The following is a 16758-nucleotide window of genomic DNA, read 5'->3' as shown; positions in this document are numbered from 1 at the left end:
TTCACTTTGGCGCCAGCGATCAAGCTCCCTATTGTCTGGTATCGCGCCTACACGCCCTTTGGCTAAGCTGCGGTGACGCCCATCAGTCTGAACACTTCCACTGGCTCGCGAATGCCCTTCAAAGTGAGTTCCCCTCTCGACTCGACTTGGAAGGTATCCTCCACGGCGATGCGGGCGCGCGGACTGAGCAGGATCTCGCCATCCAGGGCTTCGTCGCACAGGCGCGAGGCTAGGTTGATGGCCGTGCCTGAAGGCGTATAGTCAAACCGCCCTTCGAAGCCGACCATGCCGACAGTCGCATAGCCAAACGCAACGCCAACCCCGAAGCCAAGCCTGTGACCAAGGCGTTTCCATTGCTGGCACAACTCCGCCATGCGCGCCCGCATCGCGATAGCGAGCCGTACGGCGCTACCTGCCGGATCGTCGCAGGGCAGCGGGTCGTTGAACAGCACCATGATGCCATCACCCATCCGGCGATCGACCCCCGCGCCGTGCGTGTCGATCAGTTTGCCCATCTCTTCATGATAGTTCTGCAAGACCTCGATGGTTTCCTCGGGCTCCGCCGTCTCGCAAAAGGCGGTGAACCCGCGGATGTCGCAGAAGAGAACGCCCAGAAGGACGCGGTGACTCGAAAGCATTCGTTCTGACCCCGACGATACCACCGCATCGGCCACCGCCGGAGGCAGGAAGCGTTTCAGCCGTCCCATTCGCTCGATTTCGCCCACCTGTTCCTGAACTCGGTCACCCAGTTCGGCATTGAGCGCCTCCAGCGCCTTGAACTGGCGGACGTTCTCGATGGCGATGCTGGCCTGGGCGGCAAAGCTTTCGACCAGTTGGACATCTGCGTCGCGAATTGCCCTATCTGCTGGCCACATGAGGCTTATGGTGCCCCAGATCTGATTGCCCACGATGATCGGAACACCGATGAGTTGCTTCAACCCCCGCGCCCTTACCCACTCGTGATCATAGTAGCTTTCCGCCGTGGCGTCTTCTATCCGGACGACTGCGCGCGTCTTCACCACCTGACCTATCACTGTGTTGTCCAGAATCGGTATGGCCGTGATCAAATGCATTTCCGCGAAGGCTGCGCTGTCCAGGCCATGACTTGCGCAGTAATGAATCAAACCATCTTCGATGCGCCAGAACGTGCAGACAGCGGCACGGCAAAGGCGAGCCGCTGTCTGCGCGATCATGTCGAACACCGGCGCGTCGTCGTCGCGGCTCCGGCTGATGACCTGCAGGATTTCGCGCGTGGCCGCCTCGCGCGCCAACCGCTCCTGCACCTCGCGGAACTGGCGAGCGTTCTCGATGGCGATGACGGCCTGAGCGGCAAAGGTTTCGACGATGGCGATTTCGTCGGCGGTGAAGGGGCGCACCTCCTTGCGGTGCATTGCAAAGGCACCGATAGCGCCCGCAGCCGTCATCAGGGGGACGAACAAGGCGGTGCGGACCCCAGAATCTCGAACAGTGGAAACGGTGATTTCAACGCCACGGCGATATTGGTCGGTATCCATCAGATCAGCAACTGGCACGACCTTGCCCGTCACGATCGCTCGCGCCGCAAAGGATATGCTGGGGTCCATTGGCACTGCGCCGCGGGCATAAAGCACTACACTTGCCGGGTCATCTCCAAAACCAGCCACCAGTCTCTGATGCGCGTCGCCCGTCATCCCCAAGAACAGACGCGCCGCCTGTGCATCGCACAGGTCCGCCGCTCGCCGCAGGATCGCGTCAAACACTGGTCCCTCGTCCTCGCGCGATCGGCTGATGAGATTGAGGATTTCGCGCGTTGCCACCTCGCGGTCGCGCGCCCGTTCAAGCTCTTGGGTCGGACTGCCGTCGGGGTTCGGTTCTGATCCATGTGGCAAGATAGTTTGCTCCCAAGGCCAATAGGCGCGATCCTAGTCGGAGAGACAGGGCAAGCCTAACGTTTTTTTGCGAAGCGAAGCTGCGCCCAGGTTCGCTCTTTTTGCCGAGTTCGGTTGCGTTCACACCAGTTGAAATCCGGCATTCGTGTTTGTTTATGCTGTTCTTAACCCAACCTTGCCAACAAGTTACTGACATTCGACACCTGCCACTGCACGCCCCTTCTGGTCCTGATGCCCCGCGCGTTCAATGTGACCGCCATCGCGAGCAGGGCTATTGCACCCATTGCCCGAATATCCGCCAGCACCTCGGCCGGCCCCGCCGCAAACTCATCCGCATTGACTACGATCGCCCGTATGAGCGCCACAGCGCTTTTGTCGGCGCGTCTATAGGCCATTGCCTCATTCGGGTTGCTATACCTTCACCGGACTCTTTCCCTCTGGCCGTTGCCCGGCACCCAGTGCAGAAAAGGAAATCACCGGTCGCTGCATCGATTATTTCACCGGTGACGGTCTGGTGGGCGTCATGCGGTTCTTCGACGTCATGCAGGGAGAGAACGCCCCACACTACTTCTACACAGGCCAACTGACGCGAGGCTGACGGCGCCAGCCTAATCGTCGGGATCAAGTTTCGCAAATATGCCTGCGCTTCCGCTGTATAGGTCGAAGGCGAAACCGTAGCTGAAAAGTTGTCTTCTGTCCAAACCCATCAAGCGAATTTTGCCCTGCGCGGTTTCCGTAAATGCGGCTCAGGCTCCCGTCAGGGCTGCATGAACAAGTGCGCGCAGCTCTTTGCGCACCGGAATGGCGCTCGAAGGCAGCAGTTGCGTAAAGAGAGTGACAACCATGTCATCGACCGGGCTCACCCAAAAGAAGGTGCCTGCCGCTCCGCCCCAGCCGTAGTCGCCGACCTGCGCCGAGGTCTGTGCCTTGGCCGGATCAAGGATTACGGAACCCAGCAAACTAAAGCCGACGCCCTCGAATGACGTTTCGGACCAAGTCGCTGGCCCCATCGAAGCAATATCGCCCGGCAGATGATTGCACGTCATAAGTTTCAATGTTCGAGGACTGAGGATGCGTTGGCCGCCGAGTTCACCTCCACCCCGCAGCATTTCGGCGAACCGCCAATAGTCGTCTATGGTTCCGACCAGCCCGCCGCCACCGCAGAACGTATCAACCTTGCTTCGGCGCCAAACTGAGGCGTCCGGCGCTTCGCGCAATCTCATGCCGTCCGGGGCCGCCAGATAAAGCGCGGGAAAACGGCTCATCCCGGAATCAGGTATTGAAAGCCCAGTATCCGTCATGCCGAGGGGCTCGAAGATCTGAGTGGCGAAGTACTTGTCGAGCGTCATGCCGGAAACGACTTCGACGATGCGGCCAATGACATCGAGCGCAGCGCTATATTGCCATTTAGTGCCGGGTTCCCATTCCAAAGGCAGCTCGGCAATCCTCCGCACCATCTTATCGAGCCCGCCATAGGCAAAGTTGAGGCCGAGCTCTTCCTTTGCGTAAGCTTCGCCGAGCAGCCGGGCGTTTGACAAATAACTGAGACCAGACGTGTGGGTCAGCAGATGGCGGATCGTCATTTTCGTTTTGATGGGCACCGTTTGGTCGAGCGATGTGGCACTCGGTATCAGGAGTTGCTGGGTCTTGAATTCCGGAAGGTATGCCACGACCGGATCGTCGAGGTGCACATGCGCGTCCTCGTACAGCATCATCAGTGCTACGGCCGTGACGGGCTTGGTCATGGAGTAGATGCGGGCGATCATATCGCGCTGCCAAGGCCGCTTGGCCTCGACGTCGGCATGCCCGACACAGCCAAAATAGGCGAGTTCTCCATGGCGCGCGATGAGCACCGCGCCTCCGGGCCAGCGCCCGGTATCGGAATAGCGCTGCATCCATGGATTCAGTTGTGCAAGCCGCGCCTTGTCGAAGCCGAGCCTCTCAGGATCACGAACTGGTTCGCCGCCAAATTGACCCATTGGGCAGATTTCCCGTCGCAGAAGGTGCCGTAAGACAATCCTGCACGCTCCTCGCATTATCCGCAATACTTGCCTGAGTGCACTGAGCTGGCATCCCCGCGTTGGTCGTCGGTTCAAACCAATTCCGCCTCTATTTCGGGTTTCAGGCAAATCCGGTCCGCCTGCGGACGGCGTCGAGGCCAGCTAAAGCCGAATCGAAGGCAGTGTCAGAAGTACATCGCTTGAGCCGTTGGTTTCCACGCGTTAGCTTTCAGTGATGACTCCGCGCTTTCCGTTTCGTTGCTTCAAGACCTCGCCCGAGAGTATTGTCCTAGCCATGATGATGAATGTCCGATTGCCGCACCTCGCGTCGATCCCGGGCCAACGACTCTTCGCCCTGCCCCAACGACTGCTTGGGCCTCATGCTGCAACAGCGCTGCCGCAACTGCATCGGTCCGCTTCCCGCCCTTCGCGTCGATCTTGACTAGGTGACCGGCCCATATGTATGTGCCGGCTGCTGTTCGCAATTGAGAATTTGGCACGCCTTCGGGAATCGCTGATATGTATCCGGCCTGTTGACCGGCTCGCGGGCCGTGGCCTTGATGGGGTTATGCACGCGCCGTGGTTTCATTAGCGGCAAGGTCTTTGCTGACCATAAGCGCCGTCAGACTCTGGGGGCGTATTTTCTCCGTTCCATGCTGCCCTCTCTGTCGCGAACTCCTTTTGACCGTGGAAAGAGTCAGATGGTTTCCATGGCCATATCTCTTGGGGCGTCGAACCGGGTCCCGTGTCGCAGAACGCGCCACGCGGTTCGGGCACGTTTGTTGGCCAGCGCAACGGCTGCCTTGTTGCGCGGCATGCGCTTCACCGCTTCGGTCAGCCAGGGGCCGGAGCTGAAGGCAGACCACCTGTTCTGACGCATCATGATCACCTTCGCCGCCTGGACGAATAGCATGCGAAGATAGCGGCTGCCCCGTTTGGTAATCCGCCCGAGGATCGTTCTCCCGCCCGTGCTGTATTGGGTCGGCACCAAACCGATCCACGCCGCAAAGTTCCGGCCTCGGTCGAAAGCCTCCCCTTGCCAACTGCCGCGACCATTGCCGTCGAGACCATCGGACCGATCCCGGGAATGGTCATGATGTTGGCGCAGTTCTCTTCCGTGCGGTTGATCTCCTCGATCTCGCCCGAGACGTCCTCAATCCGTTTGTCCAGCCAAAACCAGGCGCCGTAAAGCCCGATCAGAATGCCGCGCATCCGGGGTGAGATCTCGCCCCGCCGCTGTTCGAGGATCGCCTCAAACGAATTCTTCAACGCCCGCAGACCCGGGCGCACAGTGATGCCCTGTTCGATCAAAAAGGTCCGGATCTGGTTGATGCTCGCCGTGCGCCGCGCAACCAGCCGCGCCCGGACCCGATGCAATGTCTGAAGATCGAGCTGATCCTGATCTTTCTCCGAAACGGTCCGCAGGTTAGGTCGCAGCACCGCCTCAGCGTCATTGTAGTCATTCTTCTCTGGTTGCCGCCCTTGGTGCAAGTCGCTTTTGACCTGTCGTGGTTGGTGATCGAATGCGTTCTTCTCTCAGGCCTTTTGGATTGCGGCCGTTCAAGAAGCCGCTGGCCAGGATGGTGATCTGCGGATCAGGTCCATATCTTCTGCAAGAGCTTTTCGGCTCAAGAATGACGTCTGGTTTTCCCGATCCAGATCTTTTCGATCATTGCGCCCATTCAGGTCATCGACTTCTCACACCTCCTTCACCGACACTAGCTCACATGGGGTTTGTAACCCTCATGCAGAAACCGCTCGCGCCGGATCTCGATAGTCTTCGTGCTTTGTCATCATTGCCCAGATTGCCCGTGCCATCTTGTTGGCCAGCGCGATGGCGACCAGCATGAGGGGCTTTCGATGGAGTAGGCGTGCCAGCCATGAGTCCTGATGGATCGACTTTCGGGCCAACACTGTCAGACGCGACATGGCACCGATGATCAGCAGATATCTGATGTCAGTCTGGCCGGCTTTCGAGATGCGTCCCAAGCGTTCCTTCCCGCCAGAGGAGTATTGGCGCGGCACGAGGCCGAGCCAGGCCGCAAAGTCTCGCCCGCGCTTGAAGCTGTCCATAGGTGGAGCAAAGCTGCTGATGGCCAACGCGGTCTGTGGCCCCACGCCAGGCATCGTCTGCAGTCGACGCGCTGTATCATTTGCCCCGGCAAAAGACCGGGCTTTTGTCGTTTTCGCTTCGATCCGCGCTGTCTGCTCAGATATCTGTTCAAGCAAATCATGGCACTCCTCGCGCATCAGCGCGGGCAGGTCGCTGGCAGGATCTGCGAGGACAGCTTCGATCCGCCTGAGGTGCGCGATACCTTTCGGAAAGACATGACCAAATTCATATAGCACCGAACGCAGAGCGTTCACGAGTTCGGTGCGCTGATGAAGAAGCCGTTCGCGTGCGCGGAAAAGCACCGCACAGGCTTGCTGATCTTCCGACTTCGGCTCGACAAAACGCATCTCGGGACGCTGTGCAGCCACGACGATCGCCTCGGCGTCAGCAGCATCGTTTTTCTGCCGCTTCACGAAAGGTCGGACATATTGCGGCGCGATCAACCGGACCTCGTGGCCAAGCTTGACCATTTCTCGCGCCCAGTAGCTCGCGCTGCCACAGGCCTCCAGCACCACGACGGCAGGTTCGTGCTTCGCCATGAAATGCCGAAATTGGACCCGCGTCACCTTCTTGCGAAACTTCAAGTGCCCGGCCATGCTGGCCACATGAAGCTGGAAGACGCTCTTTGCCAGATCCACACCGATCATTGTATCCTTCATTTGCCGTCCTCTCCTTTGCGTGGCGTTGAACACCACGAACTTGGCACATCGCGATGCCGTCTGGGGAGGGCGGCAACCATCCCATCTTCTGACGCTTGTTGAGCGAACCTGAGCTTCTGTGACATATCTTTAGCAGTACATAATAACCTTAGCAAAACAAGCACAGCTGGTGTTCTGAATCTGACGCTGCTTCTTGGGTGCGCCAGTGGTCTGTGTCAAACGCGCAAAACCTGCTGCGGAGGTCAGCATGGTGAAGTTTGAGTACTTTAGTTGTAACTTTAAGGACGTGGACACCAAAGCAACACAAACGCGCTGACCAGATCATTCCCCGAGATCGGCCCTCTCCATCAATCGGGTGATATGGCCCGCAAACAGCCAGCTTGCCGGCGCACCGAGGATTGCTCCCCCCAGTACCGATTGCCACGGTGTAAGGACCGGCAAGCCGAGCCAAGATCCGATCAGCGCAGCGAAGAACAGATTTACCGCCATTGCCCCCAGACCGAACGGATAGAGGATCAGGGTCAGCCTTGGCCTGCTCATCTGCGCCCGACTCATCTGCGACTGACCAACCACTGCACGCCGATCAACGCGAGCAGCAAGAACACGGCCGCGATAAGATAAGACAATTCTGCTTCCGACGTCTGGGGCTGCGGGATCGGGCGCTGGAATACCTCGGCCAATGCCGCGGTTGGGAAAATCAGGGCAATCAGGGAAAGAGATAGGCGCATGTCAGGTCTCCTGTATCAGGGCGCGGTAGATGTCGGGAAGGGCACGGCCAAGGCGGGCGGGATCGGGCAACAAGGTAAAACCTGCGCGCCCGAAGATGCGGGCAAACCAGTCTTGACCATCGGCATCGACAATGACACCATGCACGGTCTGTCCGGCGCCACGTGCCTCACGCACAGCCATGCGGCTGTCTTCGATGCCATGGATGCCCTCGTAATGGTCCAAATCATTGGGTTTGCCGTCAGTCAGCACCAAAAGCAGTTTGCGCGCTGCGGGGGCTTCGGCAAGCTGCGCCGACACATGGCGGACAGCCGCGCCAAGACGGGTATAGTGACCGGGGCGCAAGCCGCCGATGCGGGCGGTGACGGCGGGCGTCATCGCGGTGTCGAAGCCTTTGCAACGCGACAGAAAAACCCGATCGCGCCGCAGCGACGAAAACCCCCAGATCGCCATCCGGTCGCCCGCCGCATCAATGCCACCCGCAAGGGCTGCGAGCGCCTCGCGCATGGTGTCGATGATACTGCGGGTGCCCACCACAGATTCGGTCGAGCGCGAACAATCCATCAGGATTGCCACAGCAAGATCACGCTCTACGCTACGCAGGCTCCGAAAGATGCGGTCGCTGCCTTGCCCGGTCGCACGGATCGCCACTTGCGCCTCGATCAGCGCGTCCAGATCAAGTTCGGGGCCCTCAATTTGACGCGGGCGCAGGATTCGGCGCGGATGCAGCGCCTCGAACTGGCGGCGCACGCGGGCCATCAACAGACGATCAGGCGCAAACGGCGTGTCAGATGGGATGGCGTCCGCCTCAAGCACCACACAGTGATCGGGCATATAGCTGGCGGCGCGGTGGTTCCATTCCGGGTAGGTGAAACGCGACGACAGGCGTTCGTGATCGGCGTCCTGGGGGGCTAGGTCCAGGTGTAGACGCAGGCGGGTAGCGGCACGTTTGTGGTGCGGCGACAGGGTGATATGGTCGTGATCCTCGGCCGCCTTGCGCGCGCCTTCGGGATCGTCGTCATCGGTTGCGCGGTTCAGCATCATGCTTTCGACCCAAGACAAGATCGATTCAAAGCGATGGAAGATAAAACTGTCGCTGCGATTGGCGGCGTCGTTTTCTTGGCGGTTGGCCTTTTTGCGGGTCGGATTGGCCATGCCCGGCGGGGCACTGATCGCGTCCTGATCCGGCGCAGCAGCAGCGCCGTTGGCCGTAACGTCCAGACGCAGCCAAATCGGCGGCGGGGCAAGCGGGCAATAGCCGCGCGGTGTGAGCTGCGTGGTTAGGGCAAGCGGCGCGCCAGAGAGGACGCAGCGTGCGGCTTCACTCACAGCGCGCTCGGCGGGAAATGACGGATTGGGCATTTGTGACAGCAGATGGGCACACAGGGCGGCATGGGCTGCGCGTAGGCCGGGACAGAGCGCAAGTGCCCGGATCGTCGCCTGCTGCATCGCCAGAACCCAGGCGAGATCGGCGCCTACCAGATCATCCGGTAGGCGGATAGGTTGCGCGCAAGCCGCAAGCGCCGCCAGCCAAAGATAGGCCGCGCGGTTCAGATCCAGCGATGGAAACGCCGCCATCACCGGCGGCAGGCGCAGGGTGGTGCCGTCGAAATGCGCGACATGTTCCAGCACGCGGGCATCGCCCAGTTGTGCGCCAAGGCTGCGCCGATGGTGCGACGCCGTGGCCGGGCTGGCGGCGATTTCGATGCCAGCCGCCCCGCCAAGGGCGCGAAACATCACGGCAATACTGGGACGTAGCGCGTCCAGTGCGACGGCACTGGCACTATGGCCTGCAACCGGCGTCAGCCGTTGGGTCAGCCCGTGCCACAGATTGCCCACGGTTTCCTCGGGCTCCATCAAATCAAGCGGGTGCAGTGCCATGCTGTCAGCCGTAGACGCTGCTGATCAGATCGCGCAGGGCCTGAATAACCTCTGGCTCATCCGTCAAAGGTTCGATCACCGCTGCTTGCAGGGCACGCTCCAGCGGCATCCCGTCTGCCATAAGGCTGGCCGCATAGATCAACAGGCGGGTCGAGACGCCCTCTTCCAGATCCATGCCCGACAAGGCGCGGATATGGCCTGCCAACCGCACCAACGGGGCGACGCGCGCGGCATCCAATCCGCTTTCGCGTGCGACGACAGCGACTTCTGTGACCGGATCGGGAAAGCCGAAGCAGATCGACAAAAACCGCTGGCGGGTTGAGGGTTTCAGCCGTTTCAGGATATTCTGATAGCCGGGGTTATAGCTGGCCACCAGCATGAAGCCCGGCGGGGCAGCCAATTCCTCGCCGGTGCGGTCGATCATCAGGGTGCGGCGGTTGTCGGTCAGCGGGTGCAAAACCACGGTCACGTCTTTGCGCGCCTCGATCACCTCATCCAGATAGCAGATCGCCCCTTCGCGGACGGCGCGGGTCAGCGGGCCGTCCACCCATTCCGTCGCCCCGCCGCGCAACAGATAACGTCCGATCAGATCAGCGGCGGACAGATCATCGTGGCAAGCAACGGTGTAGAGTGGGCGGCCCAACCGGGCCGCCATATGTTCCACAAACCGGGTTTTGCCGCAGCCCGTCGGCCCCTTCAGCAGCAGCGGCAGACCGCGGGCATGGGCCGCCTCGAACAGCGCACATTCCTGCCCGACCGGGCGATAGAATGGAGCCGTGCGTTCCGGTGCAAGCGCGTTCATACCGCATCCTCCGCCAAGGGGCCGCTGCTTGCAGGCGCTATCAGTTCACGCCGCACCACAAGCTGGCTGTAGATGAACAACAACGCGCCCAGAACAACCGCAATGCCGGCTCCGAACCGCATCAGATAGAACAGGCCCAACTGATCCTGCACATCCATGTAAGCCTCGCCGACCACCCGCTGCATATGGGTCTGGATCGTGCCTGCAAAGGTGAGCACAAAGGTCATGAACGCCATCCCCCCGGTCATCAGCCAGAATGAGATCATGTTCAGCACCTGATTATAAGGCGCCCGCTGGCGCAGTTGCGGCATGGCATAGGTGATGATCGCAAGGTTCATCGCCACATAGGCACCGTAGAAGGACAGATGCCCATGAGCTGCGGTGATTTGCGTGCCGTGGGTGTAAAAGTTCACGCCATGGAACGTGTGCAGAAAGCCCCAAACCCCCGCGCCAAAGAAAGCAACCGTCGCCGATCCCAACGCCCACAGCAGGGCTGCTTTGTTGGGGTGATTGCGTCGGCCTTTCCAGACCATGATGAAGGCAAACGACATCATCCCAAAGAACGGCACCACCTCAAAGGCCGAGAAAATTGAGCCAGTCCACTGCCAGTAAGATGGCAAGCCGATCCAGTAGAAATGGTGGCCAGTGCCAAGAATGCCGGAAAACAGCGCGGTGGCGACGATGACATACAGCCATTTTTCGATCACCTCGCGGTCCACCCCGGTCAGCTTCAGCATCAAGAAGGCGAGGATAGCGGCCATCACCAGTTCCCATGTGCCCTCGACCCACAGGTGCACGATGAACCACCAGTACATCTTGTCGAGGCTCAGGTTATCGGGATTGATGAACGAGAAGATCCACAGCAGCGACAGCAACCACAGCCCGGTCAGCAGCACGTTGGTGATGGCGGTCTTGCGCCCGGCGAGCACGGTCAGCGAGATATTCACCAAGAAGATCACCGCCGCGACGAGGATGCCGAACTTAACCCAGAGGGGCTGCTCCAGAAACTCGCGCCCGCCATGGATGCCCACCAGATAGCTGCCCACCGCACCAAGCGTGCCGATCACCAGAATCGCCAGTTGCAGATAGGCCAGCTTGACCGACCAGATCTCCCGCTCGGATTCTTCGGGAACAAGATAGTAGGCGGCCCCGAAGAAACCCAACAACAGCCAAACGATCAGCGCGTTGGTGTGGATCATGCGGATGATGTTGAACGGCAGCACCGTGGACAGAGTATTGGGTGAGACATAGATCCAGCCGGCCAGCAGGCCGCCCAAGACCTGAATGCCAAACAGCCCCATTGCCACCAGAAAATAGGCCAAAGCCACCTTTTGCGATTGATATTTCATCGTTGTTCCCCCCTTAACCCGCGTCCGTAGGCGGCCAGCCTTGCGTGTCGGTGTGATCTGCCCAGCGCAGGAATTCGGCCAGCCCGCGCATTTCTTCTTCGGTAATGGTGAAATGCGGCATCTGGCGGCGGCCTTCGATGCCGCTCGGCTGGGCGGCCATCCAGCCATCCAGCACTTCATACGCGGTTTGTGGATCGTCCAGCACACCCCAACGCGTCATCACATTGCCAAGCTCGGGCGCGAAATAGGCACCTTCGCCATGCAAGGTGTGGCAGTTGATACAGCTGTTACGCTCCCAAACCTGTTTGCCCAAAACCACCGCTGGGGTCAGTGGCATACCTGCGGTCGAGACGTTGACCACATAAAGATGCGAGTTGACGGTCAGGCCGATAAACACCACGACGAAGAACAGCGATCCGCCGTAAAAGATGTTTCTCGCCCTGGATTTTGTAAGAATTTCTGACATGGGGCCTCCTGCGGCGGGATATGAGTTTTCCCTTCCTAGCTGCCTTTGCCGCGCCTGACGTTGTTCTGGCACAACGACGAAGCGCAACATGGCCGTCATCTTTGGCAGACCCGCGACGATACCCCCGCAGGAGGCCCATGACCGTTCCAGACATCAACAACCCGGACCTGCCGTTGCAGGTGCTGTTCGACAGGTGGCCCGCAGCAGCAAAGGTTTTTCTAAGCCACGGGATGCTGTGTTTTGGGTGCCCAATCGCACCGTTTCACACTGTTATCGATGCTTGTGTTGAGTATCAGTTAAATGAAGACAGCTTTCGCGCCGAGTTAGGGGCTGCAGTATCGGCAAAGCCAGCATAAGCGGTTTGCAACTCGGTAGGACGCGGGTGCGCCGTCGCAGGGATCCGCGCGGTGGCTGCGATCATTACCATCCGATGCGGATTTTTGACCACGATGTGGCAACGTGTGCTTTCGATCAGGCCCTGTTTTTCCCAAGCACTCAACAATCGGCTGACTGTATGCAAGGTCGTGCCTGTCATATCCGCAATGTTTTGCCGCGAGATCGGAAAGTCGATCTCCACGCCAGATGCAACTTTGCGACCGGTCTGCCCAATCATCCGCAGAAGTGCACAAGCGATCCTCTGCTCTGCCATCTTTGTCTGCATTTCGACGATCCGGTTGCTCATCTCATCAGCACGCGCAATGAGGCAACGGAACATCTCGGCCGCGAATCCTTCATATTTTGTGGTAAACATCGGCCATAGATCATTTGACCATGACAACACCCGACAGGTATTCGCTGCGATCGCTGACGCCTGATACCTTGCCTCGCGGCCGTTTGTTTCGAAGCCAAACACCTGACCTGCCGGGATATGCAACACAATCGTCATATCGCCAGCTTCGCTGATCCTTGCCATTCGAATATGGCCTGAAAGGATCATATGAAAACTGCGTGCGGGTTGGCCTTCATCAAAAACAACCGCCCCAGCTACCACGCTCTTGGTATGAGCAAGACCAAGCACAGCGTGCAGTTGGTCGACGCCAAGGCGACAAAACGGCGATGTCCGCGAGAGCAGCGCTGCGTCTAGCAAGTTCATTGGACCGTCCAAAGGTTGAGCCAGCGCAACGACGCCTTCGTTCACTGTAGGGCACGATCATGGACAGCCGGATGATCCAGATCAAGGAATGGCACTTATCATGTCTTTCTCAGGTATCTTTTATCGCCCGCCGAGGTGGCGCAAGAAACTCCATAAATTAAGGACCTAAAACAACATCATGGAAAATATCAAACGCCCCCGCTATTCCGGCCCTGCGTTGTTCAGTTATGGGTTCCGGCCATTCTTTCTGATGGCTGGGCTGTTTGCGTTGCTTGTTGTGCCGCTGTGGATGGCGGTCTGGTCGGGCCATATCACTCTGAGCGGCCCGTTTTCGCCGATGGATTGGCACATCCATGAGATGCTATTCGGCTATACCTCGGCCGTCATCGCGGGGTTCTTGTTCACCGCTATTCCGAACTGGACGGGCCGTTTGCCGACGCGCGGCTTGCCGCTGATGGTGCTTGCGGCCTTATGGACCTTGGGGCGCATTGCCGTTGCCGGAGGCTTGGGGCTGAGCCCTGTTCAGGTGATGGTGCTGGACTGCGCATTCATGGCGCTGATCGGTGCGATGGTGGTGGTCGAGATTGTGGCAGGGCGCAACTGGAGCAATTTGAAAGTGGTGGCACCTGTGCTGTTCTATCTGGCGGCCAATGTGACCTTCCATCTGGAAGTCATGGCGGAGGGTCAGGCTGCCATCGGTCGGCGGCTTGGATTTGCCATGGTTGTCATGCTGATCTTGCTGATTGGTGGGCGGATCATCCCCAGTTTCACCCGCAACTGGCTGGCCAAGCGAGGACCGGGGCCATTGCCTGCGCCTTTTGGGCGACTGGACGCGGCAAGCCTTGCGGTCACACTGGTGGCACTGATGCTGTGGGTCGCTCTGCCGAATGCTGCAATTTCGGCAAGCGGGATGATGCTGGCCGGGCTGGTGCAGGTGATCCGGCTCCGCCGATGGCTGGGATGGCGCACGGTGGCGTCGCCGCTTCTGCTGATACTGCATCTGGCCTTTGCCTTTCTGCCCTGTGGGCTATTCGCCCTTGGCTTGGCTGGATTTGGCATCGTTCCGGCGGCTCTGGGCCTGCATCTGTTGGGCATTGGTGGCATTGGCGGTATGACACTGGCAGTGATGATGCGGGCGTCGTTGGGCCATACCGGACGCGCGCTTGAGATTGGTCCGATGCTGGCTGCGGCCTTTGCCTGCGTGGCACTGGCTGCTTTGGTGCGTGTCTCGGCCACAAATGCGACAGGGCTTTGGCTGGCCGCGGCGCTGTGGACGGCGGGATTTGCCGCGTTTCTGGTGCATTATGCGCCGATCTTGGCAAGCGCCAAAGCCGGGCGCAAACTGCCCAACTTGAAGGAGCGTTGAGATGAGCAAGATCAGCTTTACCGACCAGATGATCGAGATTGATGCGACGCTCATCGCCAAGGGTCTGGGTATGCACCCGGACGCCTTGCGTCAGGCGATGCGGGAGGGGCATGTGACCCGCACCACAGAGAAAGGCGAAGGAGAGGATGCGGGGCGTTTCAGAGTGACGTTCTATTCCCCGAACTGTCGTCTGCGGCTTTTGTTCAATGCCGAAGGCACCATTTTGCAAACATCTTCGGCGGCCTACAGCCGCAAACCGCGCCCTGCATCCAAACCAGATGTCAACCTGTAACGCCACTTAGCAAGACCAACTGATGCGGCGCTGTGACGGTGATCTTCTTGCGTTCGCTGGCCACGATACCATCTTTTTCCCAAGCGCTTAGAAGCCGGCTTACGGTGTGCAGGGTCGATCCTGTCATGTCCGAGATGTTCTGTCGGGTGATCGGAAAGTCGATCTCAATGCCCCGTTCCACCTTGCGCCCCATCTGGGTGATCAGCCGCAGCAGCGCGGCCGCGATGCGCTGTTCCACTTGTTTGGTTGCCATTTCGACGATGACGCTGTGCATGTCAGCCATGCGTTCGCCCACAACGGCATAGGTCTCGGTTGCAAACCCTTCATAGTTCGCGATGAACTCGGGCCAAACCCGGTTGGGCCACGCCAGCACGACACATTCCCCCGCCGCCATTGCGGTGGCGGGATAGGACTTGTGGCCCAAGGCCGCCCCGATGCCGAACAACTGACCGGGTGCGATGTGCAAGAGGATGATCTGATCGCCTTGCGGCGTGATGCGCTGCACGCGAATATGTCCATCCAGCAGGAGGAAAAATCGATCAACCGGCATACCTTCGGAAAAGATCGCTTGGCCTGCCTCAACCCGTGCGGTCTGTGCGGCATCCAAAATCTCGCGGATTTGGGGGCGCGTGAGGTTCCGAAAAGGTGGCAGATTGCTCAGCAGACTTTCATCCAGTTTTTTCACGTTGCAGCCTTTGATGTTGTGGCAGCGCAAAGAGCCGCATGGATCAACGGCCTATAACACGGTCAGGCCCAATCAATCCCGAAAGGATAACGTATGTTTTCGAAACTGACCATCGCCACTGCTGCAGCGCTTCTGCTGGCGACCTCTGCCTTTGCTGAAACGTTCGAAGTCAAGATGCTGAACAAAGGTGCCGATGGCGCTATGGTGTTTGAGCCTGCCTTCGTCAAAGCCGCCGTAGGCGACACTATCAATTTTGTCTCGCCCGACAAAGGCCACAATGTTGAGTCGATCGAAGGCATGTTGCCGGAAGGCGTTGAGCCGTTCAAAAGCAAGATGAGCGAAGACTTCACGCTGACCCTAAGCGCGGAAGGGCTGTATGGCGTCAAATGCACGCCACACTATGCCATGGGCATGGTTGGGTTGATTCAGGTCGGTGCGCCAGTCAATCTGGATGCGGCGGCGGCGGTGGTCCAGAAGGGCAAGGCGAAGTCCCGGTTTGAACCCTTGTTCGCACAAGTCGCCAAGTAAGCCGCGATACAATAAGAATAGGGGCGGCTAGATCATCTAGCCGCCCCTTTCCATAGGCAGTGGAACAATCAGGAAAGCGTTCGCACCAGCCTGAAGCCCAGGTAATCCGGCGGAACACCGGCCGCACAACCGCCTGAACGGGCATCGCGGACAAAGTCGATGATAAAGCCACGATGCTTGCCTTGCACCGCCCGCACACCGCAATAATCGGCCCGCGTTTCGATCACGGATCCATCGGCCGCAACGGTGCCATTCTGAAAACAACTATCGGTCCATTCCCAGACATTTCCCGCAATATCTGCCACCCCCACGGCGTTCACCCCGAAATATCCCAGCGGATGCACCGTCAGGTCAGCCTCGCCACGTCGCTCGACTTCGCGCCGATAAGACGCGATCCAGCGGCGCGAGGGGTCTGATCCGTTGGCTTCGGCGGAAAAGCTGTCATCGAACGCCCGCTCGCCCGCCAGCCGCAGCCATTCGGCATCGGTTGGCAACCGCCAATCAGCCCCCGTTTGTGTAGAATACCAGCGGGCATAGGCCGTGGCATCGCTGTAGTTCACGTTGGTTTGCGGCATATCCTGACGGTTGGCGGACGGTGCGGCCTGGCAAGCGTTAGCCGCGACGCACAGCGCGTAATCGGCTTCGCTGACATGGTATTTCATCACTTCGATGGCCGTAGGCTCGATGGTCTGAAGTGGGGCATCGACGATCCGCGTGCCGAGCCGAAACTCACCAGCTGGGCGGTATTCTTGGGTTCCAGCCTGCAACCGCACCGCCTCGGGCAAAGCCAATCGATCCGGTTGGTGTGGCCAGAACAGACCCGCACCACCGACGAGCCCCGCGATAAGAAGGGCCGCCGCAGTTCCGGCTGCAATATAACCTACCCGTCGTGCCATTTCCGACCCCCATTCATGACAACGGCAGCCCCCG

General features: G+C 59.4%; 17 protein-coding genes and 1 pseudogene. 4 read left to right on the top strand and 14 right to left on the bottom strand.

Annotated features, from left to right (window positions below):
- Nucleotides 1–62: 62 nt before the first annotated feature.
- The 11 genes and pseudogenes from ACS5RD_RS22615 to ACS5RD_RS22565 form a co-directional block, all read right to left on the bottom strand.
- Entirely contained in the window at nt 63–1739 is a 1677-nt protein-coding gene (locus ACS5RD_RS22615; RefSeq protein ID WP_489929244.1) for a GAF domain-containing protein, read from the bottom strand.
- A 293-nt stretch (nt 1740–2032) separates the two neighbouring features.
- Nucleotides 2033–2263, bottom strand: coding sequence for a hypothetical protein (locus tag ACS5RD_RS22610; protein ID WP_489929243.1), 231 nt, complete (start codon nt 2261–2263; stop codon nt 2033–2035).
- A gap of 351 nt (nt 2264–2614) precedes the next feature.
- A complete protein-coding gene (locus ACS5RD_RS22605) occupies nt 2615–3847 on the bottom strand; it encodes a serine hydrolase domain-containing protein (protein WP_489929242.1) in 1233 nt (410 codons plus the stop codon).
- A 718-nt stretch (nt 3848–4565) separates the two neighbouring features.
- Nucleotides 4566–5338: pseudogene (locus tag ACS5RD_RS22600) on the bottom strand (IS110 family RNA-guided transposase); the annotation flags it as partial.
- Nucleotides 5339–5611: 273 nt separating this feature from the next.
- Nucleotides 5612–6640 carry an IS110 family RNA-guided transposase gene (locus ACS5RD_RS22595; protein ID WP_489929241.1) on the bottom strand — a complete coding sequence of 343 codons (1029 nt, stop codon included), beginning with the start codon at nt 6638–6640 and terminating at the stop codon, nt 5612–5614.
- Between the two features lie 321 nt (nt 6641–6961).
- Nucleotides 6962–7180, bottom strand: a complete 219-nt coding sequence (locus ACS5RD_RS22590; RefSeq protein ID WP_489929240.1) for an NnrT protein — start codon at nt 7178–7180, stop codon at nt 6962–6964.
- An 11-nt stretch (nt 7181–7191) separates the two neighbouring features.
- Entirely contained in the window at nt 7192–7368 is a 177-nt protein-coding gene (locus ACS5RD_RS22585) for a hypothetical protein (RefSeq protein ID WP_489929239.1), read from the bottom strand.
- Nucleotide 7369: 1 nt separating this feature from the next.
- Nucleotides 7370–9247: a nitric oxide reductase activation protein NorD gene (locus ACS5RD_RS22580; RefSeq protein ID WP_489929238.1), complete on the bottom strand. Its 1878-nt coding sequence runs from the start codon at nt 9245–9247 to the stop codon at nt 7370–7372.
- Between the two features lie 4 nt (nt 9248–9251).
- Nucleotides 9252–10049 (bottom strand): CbbQ/NirQ/NorQ/GpvN family protein, encoded by a 798-nt coding sequence (locus ACS5RD_RS22575; RefSeq protein WP_489929237.1) that lies wholly within the window; start codon nt 10047–10049, stop codon nt 9252–9254.
- Nucleotides 10046–11398, bottom strand: coding sequence for a cbb3-type cytochrome c oxidase subunit I (locus ACS5RD_RS22570; protein WP_489929236.1), 1353 nt, complete (start codon nt 11396–11398; stop codon nt 10046–10048). The genes ACS5RD_RS22575 and ACS5RD_RS22570 overlap by 4 nt, the downstream gene beginning before the upstream one ends.
- 13 nt (nt 11399–11411) lie before the next feature.
- Nucleotides 11412–11864: a c-type cytochrome gene (locus ACS5RD_RS22565; RefSeq protein WP_489929235.1), complete on the bottom strand. Its 453-nt coding sequence runs from the start codon at nt 11862–11864 to the stop codon at nt 11412–11414.
- A gap of 137 nt (nt 11865–12001) precedes the next feature.
- Here ACS5RD_RS22565 and ACS5RD_RS22560 point away from each other — a divergent pair, with 137 nt between their 5' ends.
- Nucleotides 12002–12220 carry a DUF1858 domain-containing protein gene (locus ACS5RD_RS22560; protein WP_489929234.1) on the top strand — a complete coding sequence of 73 codons (219 nt, stop codon included), beginning with the start codon at nt 12002–12004 and terminating at the stop codon, nt 12218–12220.
- On the opposite strand, the gene ACS5RD_RS22555 is transcribed toward ACS5RD_RS22560, so the two are convergent.
- Entirely contained in the window at nt 12157–12957 is an 801-nt protein-coding gene (locus tag ACS5RD_RS22555; protein ID WP_489929233.1) for a Crp/Fnr family transcriptional regulator, read from the bottom strand. The two genes, ACS5RD_RS22560 and ACS5RD_RS22555, sit on opposite strands and share 64 nt — an antisense overlap.
- A gap of 178 nt (nt 12958–13135) precedes the next feature.
- Between ACS5RD_RS22555 and ACS5RD_RS22550 the strand changes: the two genes are divergently transcribed.
- Together ACS5RD_RS22550 and ACS5RD_RS22545 are read left to right on the top strand one after the other, a co-directional pair.
- The gene (locus ACS5RD_RS22550; protein WP_489929232.1) at nt 13136–14323 is read left to right on the top strand and encodes an NnrS family protein; all 1188 of its coding nucleotides are present in this window, start codon (nt 13136–13138) and stop codon (nt 14321–14323) included.
- Nucleotide 14324: 1 nt separating this feature from the next.
- The gene (locus tag ACS5RD_RS22545; RefSeq protein WP_489929231.1) at nt 14325–14615 is read left to right on the top strand and encodes a DUF6522 family protein; all 291 of its coding nucleotides are present in this window, start codon (nt 14325–14327) and stop codon (nt 14613–14615) included.
- Here ACS5RD_RS22545 and ACS5RD_RS22540 read toward each other — a convergent pair.
- Nucleotides 14605–15300 (bottom strand): Crp/Fnr family transcriptional regulator, encoded by a 696-nt coding sequence (locus tag ACS5RD_RS22540; RefSeq protein ID WP_489929230.1) that lies wholly within the window; start codon nt 15298–15300, stop codon nt 14605–14607. The genes ACS5RD_RS22545 and ACS5RD_RS22540 overlap by 11 nt on opposite strands.
- A gap of 93 nt (nt 15301–15393) precedes the next feature.
- Between ACS5RD_RS22540 and ACS5RD_RS22535 the strand changes: the two genes are divergently transcribed.
- Nucleotides 15394–15828, top strand: coding sequence for a pseudoazurin (locus tag ACS5RD_RS22535; protein ID WP_489929229.1), 435 nt, complete (start codon nt 15394–15396; stop codon nt 15826–15828).
- A 68-nt stretch (nt 15829–15896) separates the two neighbouring features.
- On the opposite strand, the gene ACS5RD_RS22530 is transcribed toward ACS5RD_RS22535, so the two are convergent.
- Nucleotides 15897–16724: an SUMF1/EgtB/PvdO family nonheme iron enzyme gene (locus ACS5RD_RS22530; protein ID WP_489929228.1), complete on the bottom strand. Its 828-nt coding sequence runs from the start codon at nt 16722–16724 to the stop codon at nt 15897–15899.
- Nucleotides 16725–16758: the final 34 nt, after the last annotated feature.

This window comes from Cypionkella sp. PAMC25878 (assembly GCF_058135695.1).
Note: the sequence above shows the minus strand (reverse complement) of the source record. Positions and strands in the feature narration are given on the sequence as shown.

Bases quoted from the DNA above. Each gene is read 5' to 3' on its own strand.
- ACS5RD_RS22610 (WP_489929243.1), bottom strand. From the start codon at position 2,263: ATGGCCTATAGACGCGCCGACAAAAGCGCTGTGGCGCTCATACGGGCG.
- ACS5RD_RS22605 (WP_489929242.1), bottom strand. From the start codon at position 3,847: ATGGGTCAATTTGGCGGCGAACCAGTTCGTGATCCTGAGAGGCTCGGC.
- ACS5RD_RS22595 (WP_489929241.1), bottom strand. From the start codon at position 6,640: ATGAAGGATACAATGATCGGTGTGGATCTGGCAAAGAGCGTCTTCCAG.
- ACS5RD_RS22590 (WP_489929240.1), bottom strand. From the start codon at position 7,180: ATGAGCAGGCCAAGGCTGACCCTGATCCTCTATCCGTTCGGTCTGGGG.
- ACS5RD_RS22585 (WP_489929239.1), bottom strand. From the start codon at position 7,368: ATGCGCCTATCTCTTTCCCTGATTGCCCTGATTTTCCCAACCGCGGCA.
- ACS5RD_RS22580 (WP_489929238.1), bottom strand. From the start codon at position 9,247: ATGGCACTGCACCCGCTTGATTTGATGGAGCCCGAGGAAACCGTGGGC.
- ACS5RD_RS22575 (WP_489929237.1), bottom strand. From the start codon at position 10,049: ATGAACGCGCTTGCACCGGAACGCACGGCTCCATTCTATCGCCCGGTC.
- ACS5RD_RS22570 (WP_489929236.1), bottom strand. From the start codon at position 11,398: ATGAAATATCAATCGCAAAAGGTGGCTTTGGCCTATTTTCTGGTGGCA.
- ACS5RD_RS22565 (WP_489929235.1), bottom strand. From the start codon at position 11,864: ATGTCAGAAATTCTTACAAAATCCAGGGCGAGAAACATCTTTTACGGC.
- ACS5RD_RS22560 (WP_489929234.1), top strand. From the start codon at position 12,002: ATGACCGTTCCAGACATCAACAACCCGGACCTGCCGTTGCAGGTGCTG.
- ACS5RD_RS22555 (WP_489929233.1), bottom strand. From the start codon at position 12,957: ATGAACTTGCTAGACGCAGCGCTGCTCTCGCGGACATCGCCGTTTTGT.
- ACS5RD_RS22550 (WP_489929232.1), top strand. From the start codon at position 13,136: ATGGAAAATATCAAACGCCCCCGCTATTCCGGCCCTGCGTTGTTCAGT.
- ACS5RD_RS22545 (WP_489929231.1), top strand. From the start codon at position 14,325: ATGAGCAAGATCAGCTTTACCGACCAGATGATCGAGATTGATGCGACG.
- ACS5RD_RS22535 (WP_489929229.1), top strand. From the start codon at position 15,394: ATGTTTTCGAAACTGACCATCGCCACTGCTGCAGCGCTTCTGCTGGCG.
- ACS5RD_RS22530 (WP_489929228.1), bottom strand. From the start codon at position 16,724: ATGGCACGACGGGTAGGTTATATTGCAGCCGGAACTGCGGCGGCCCTT.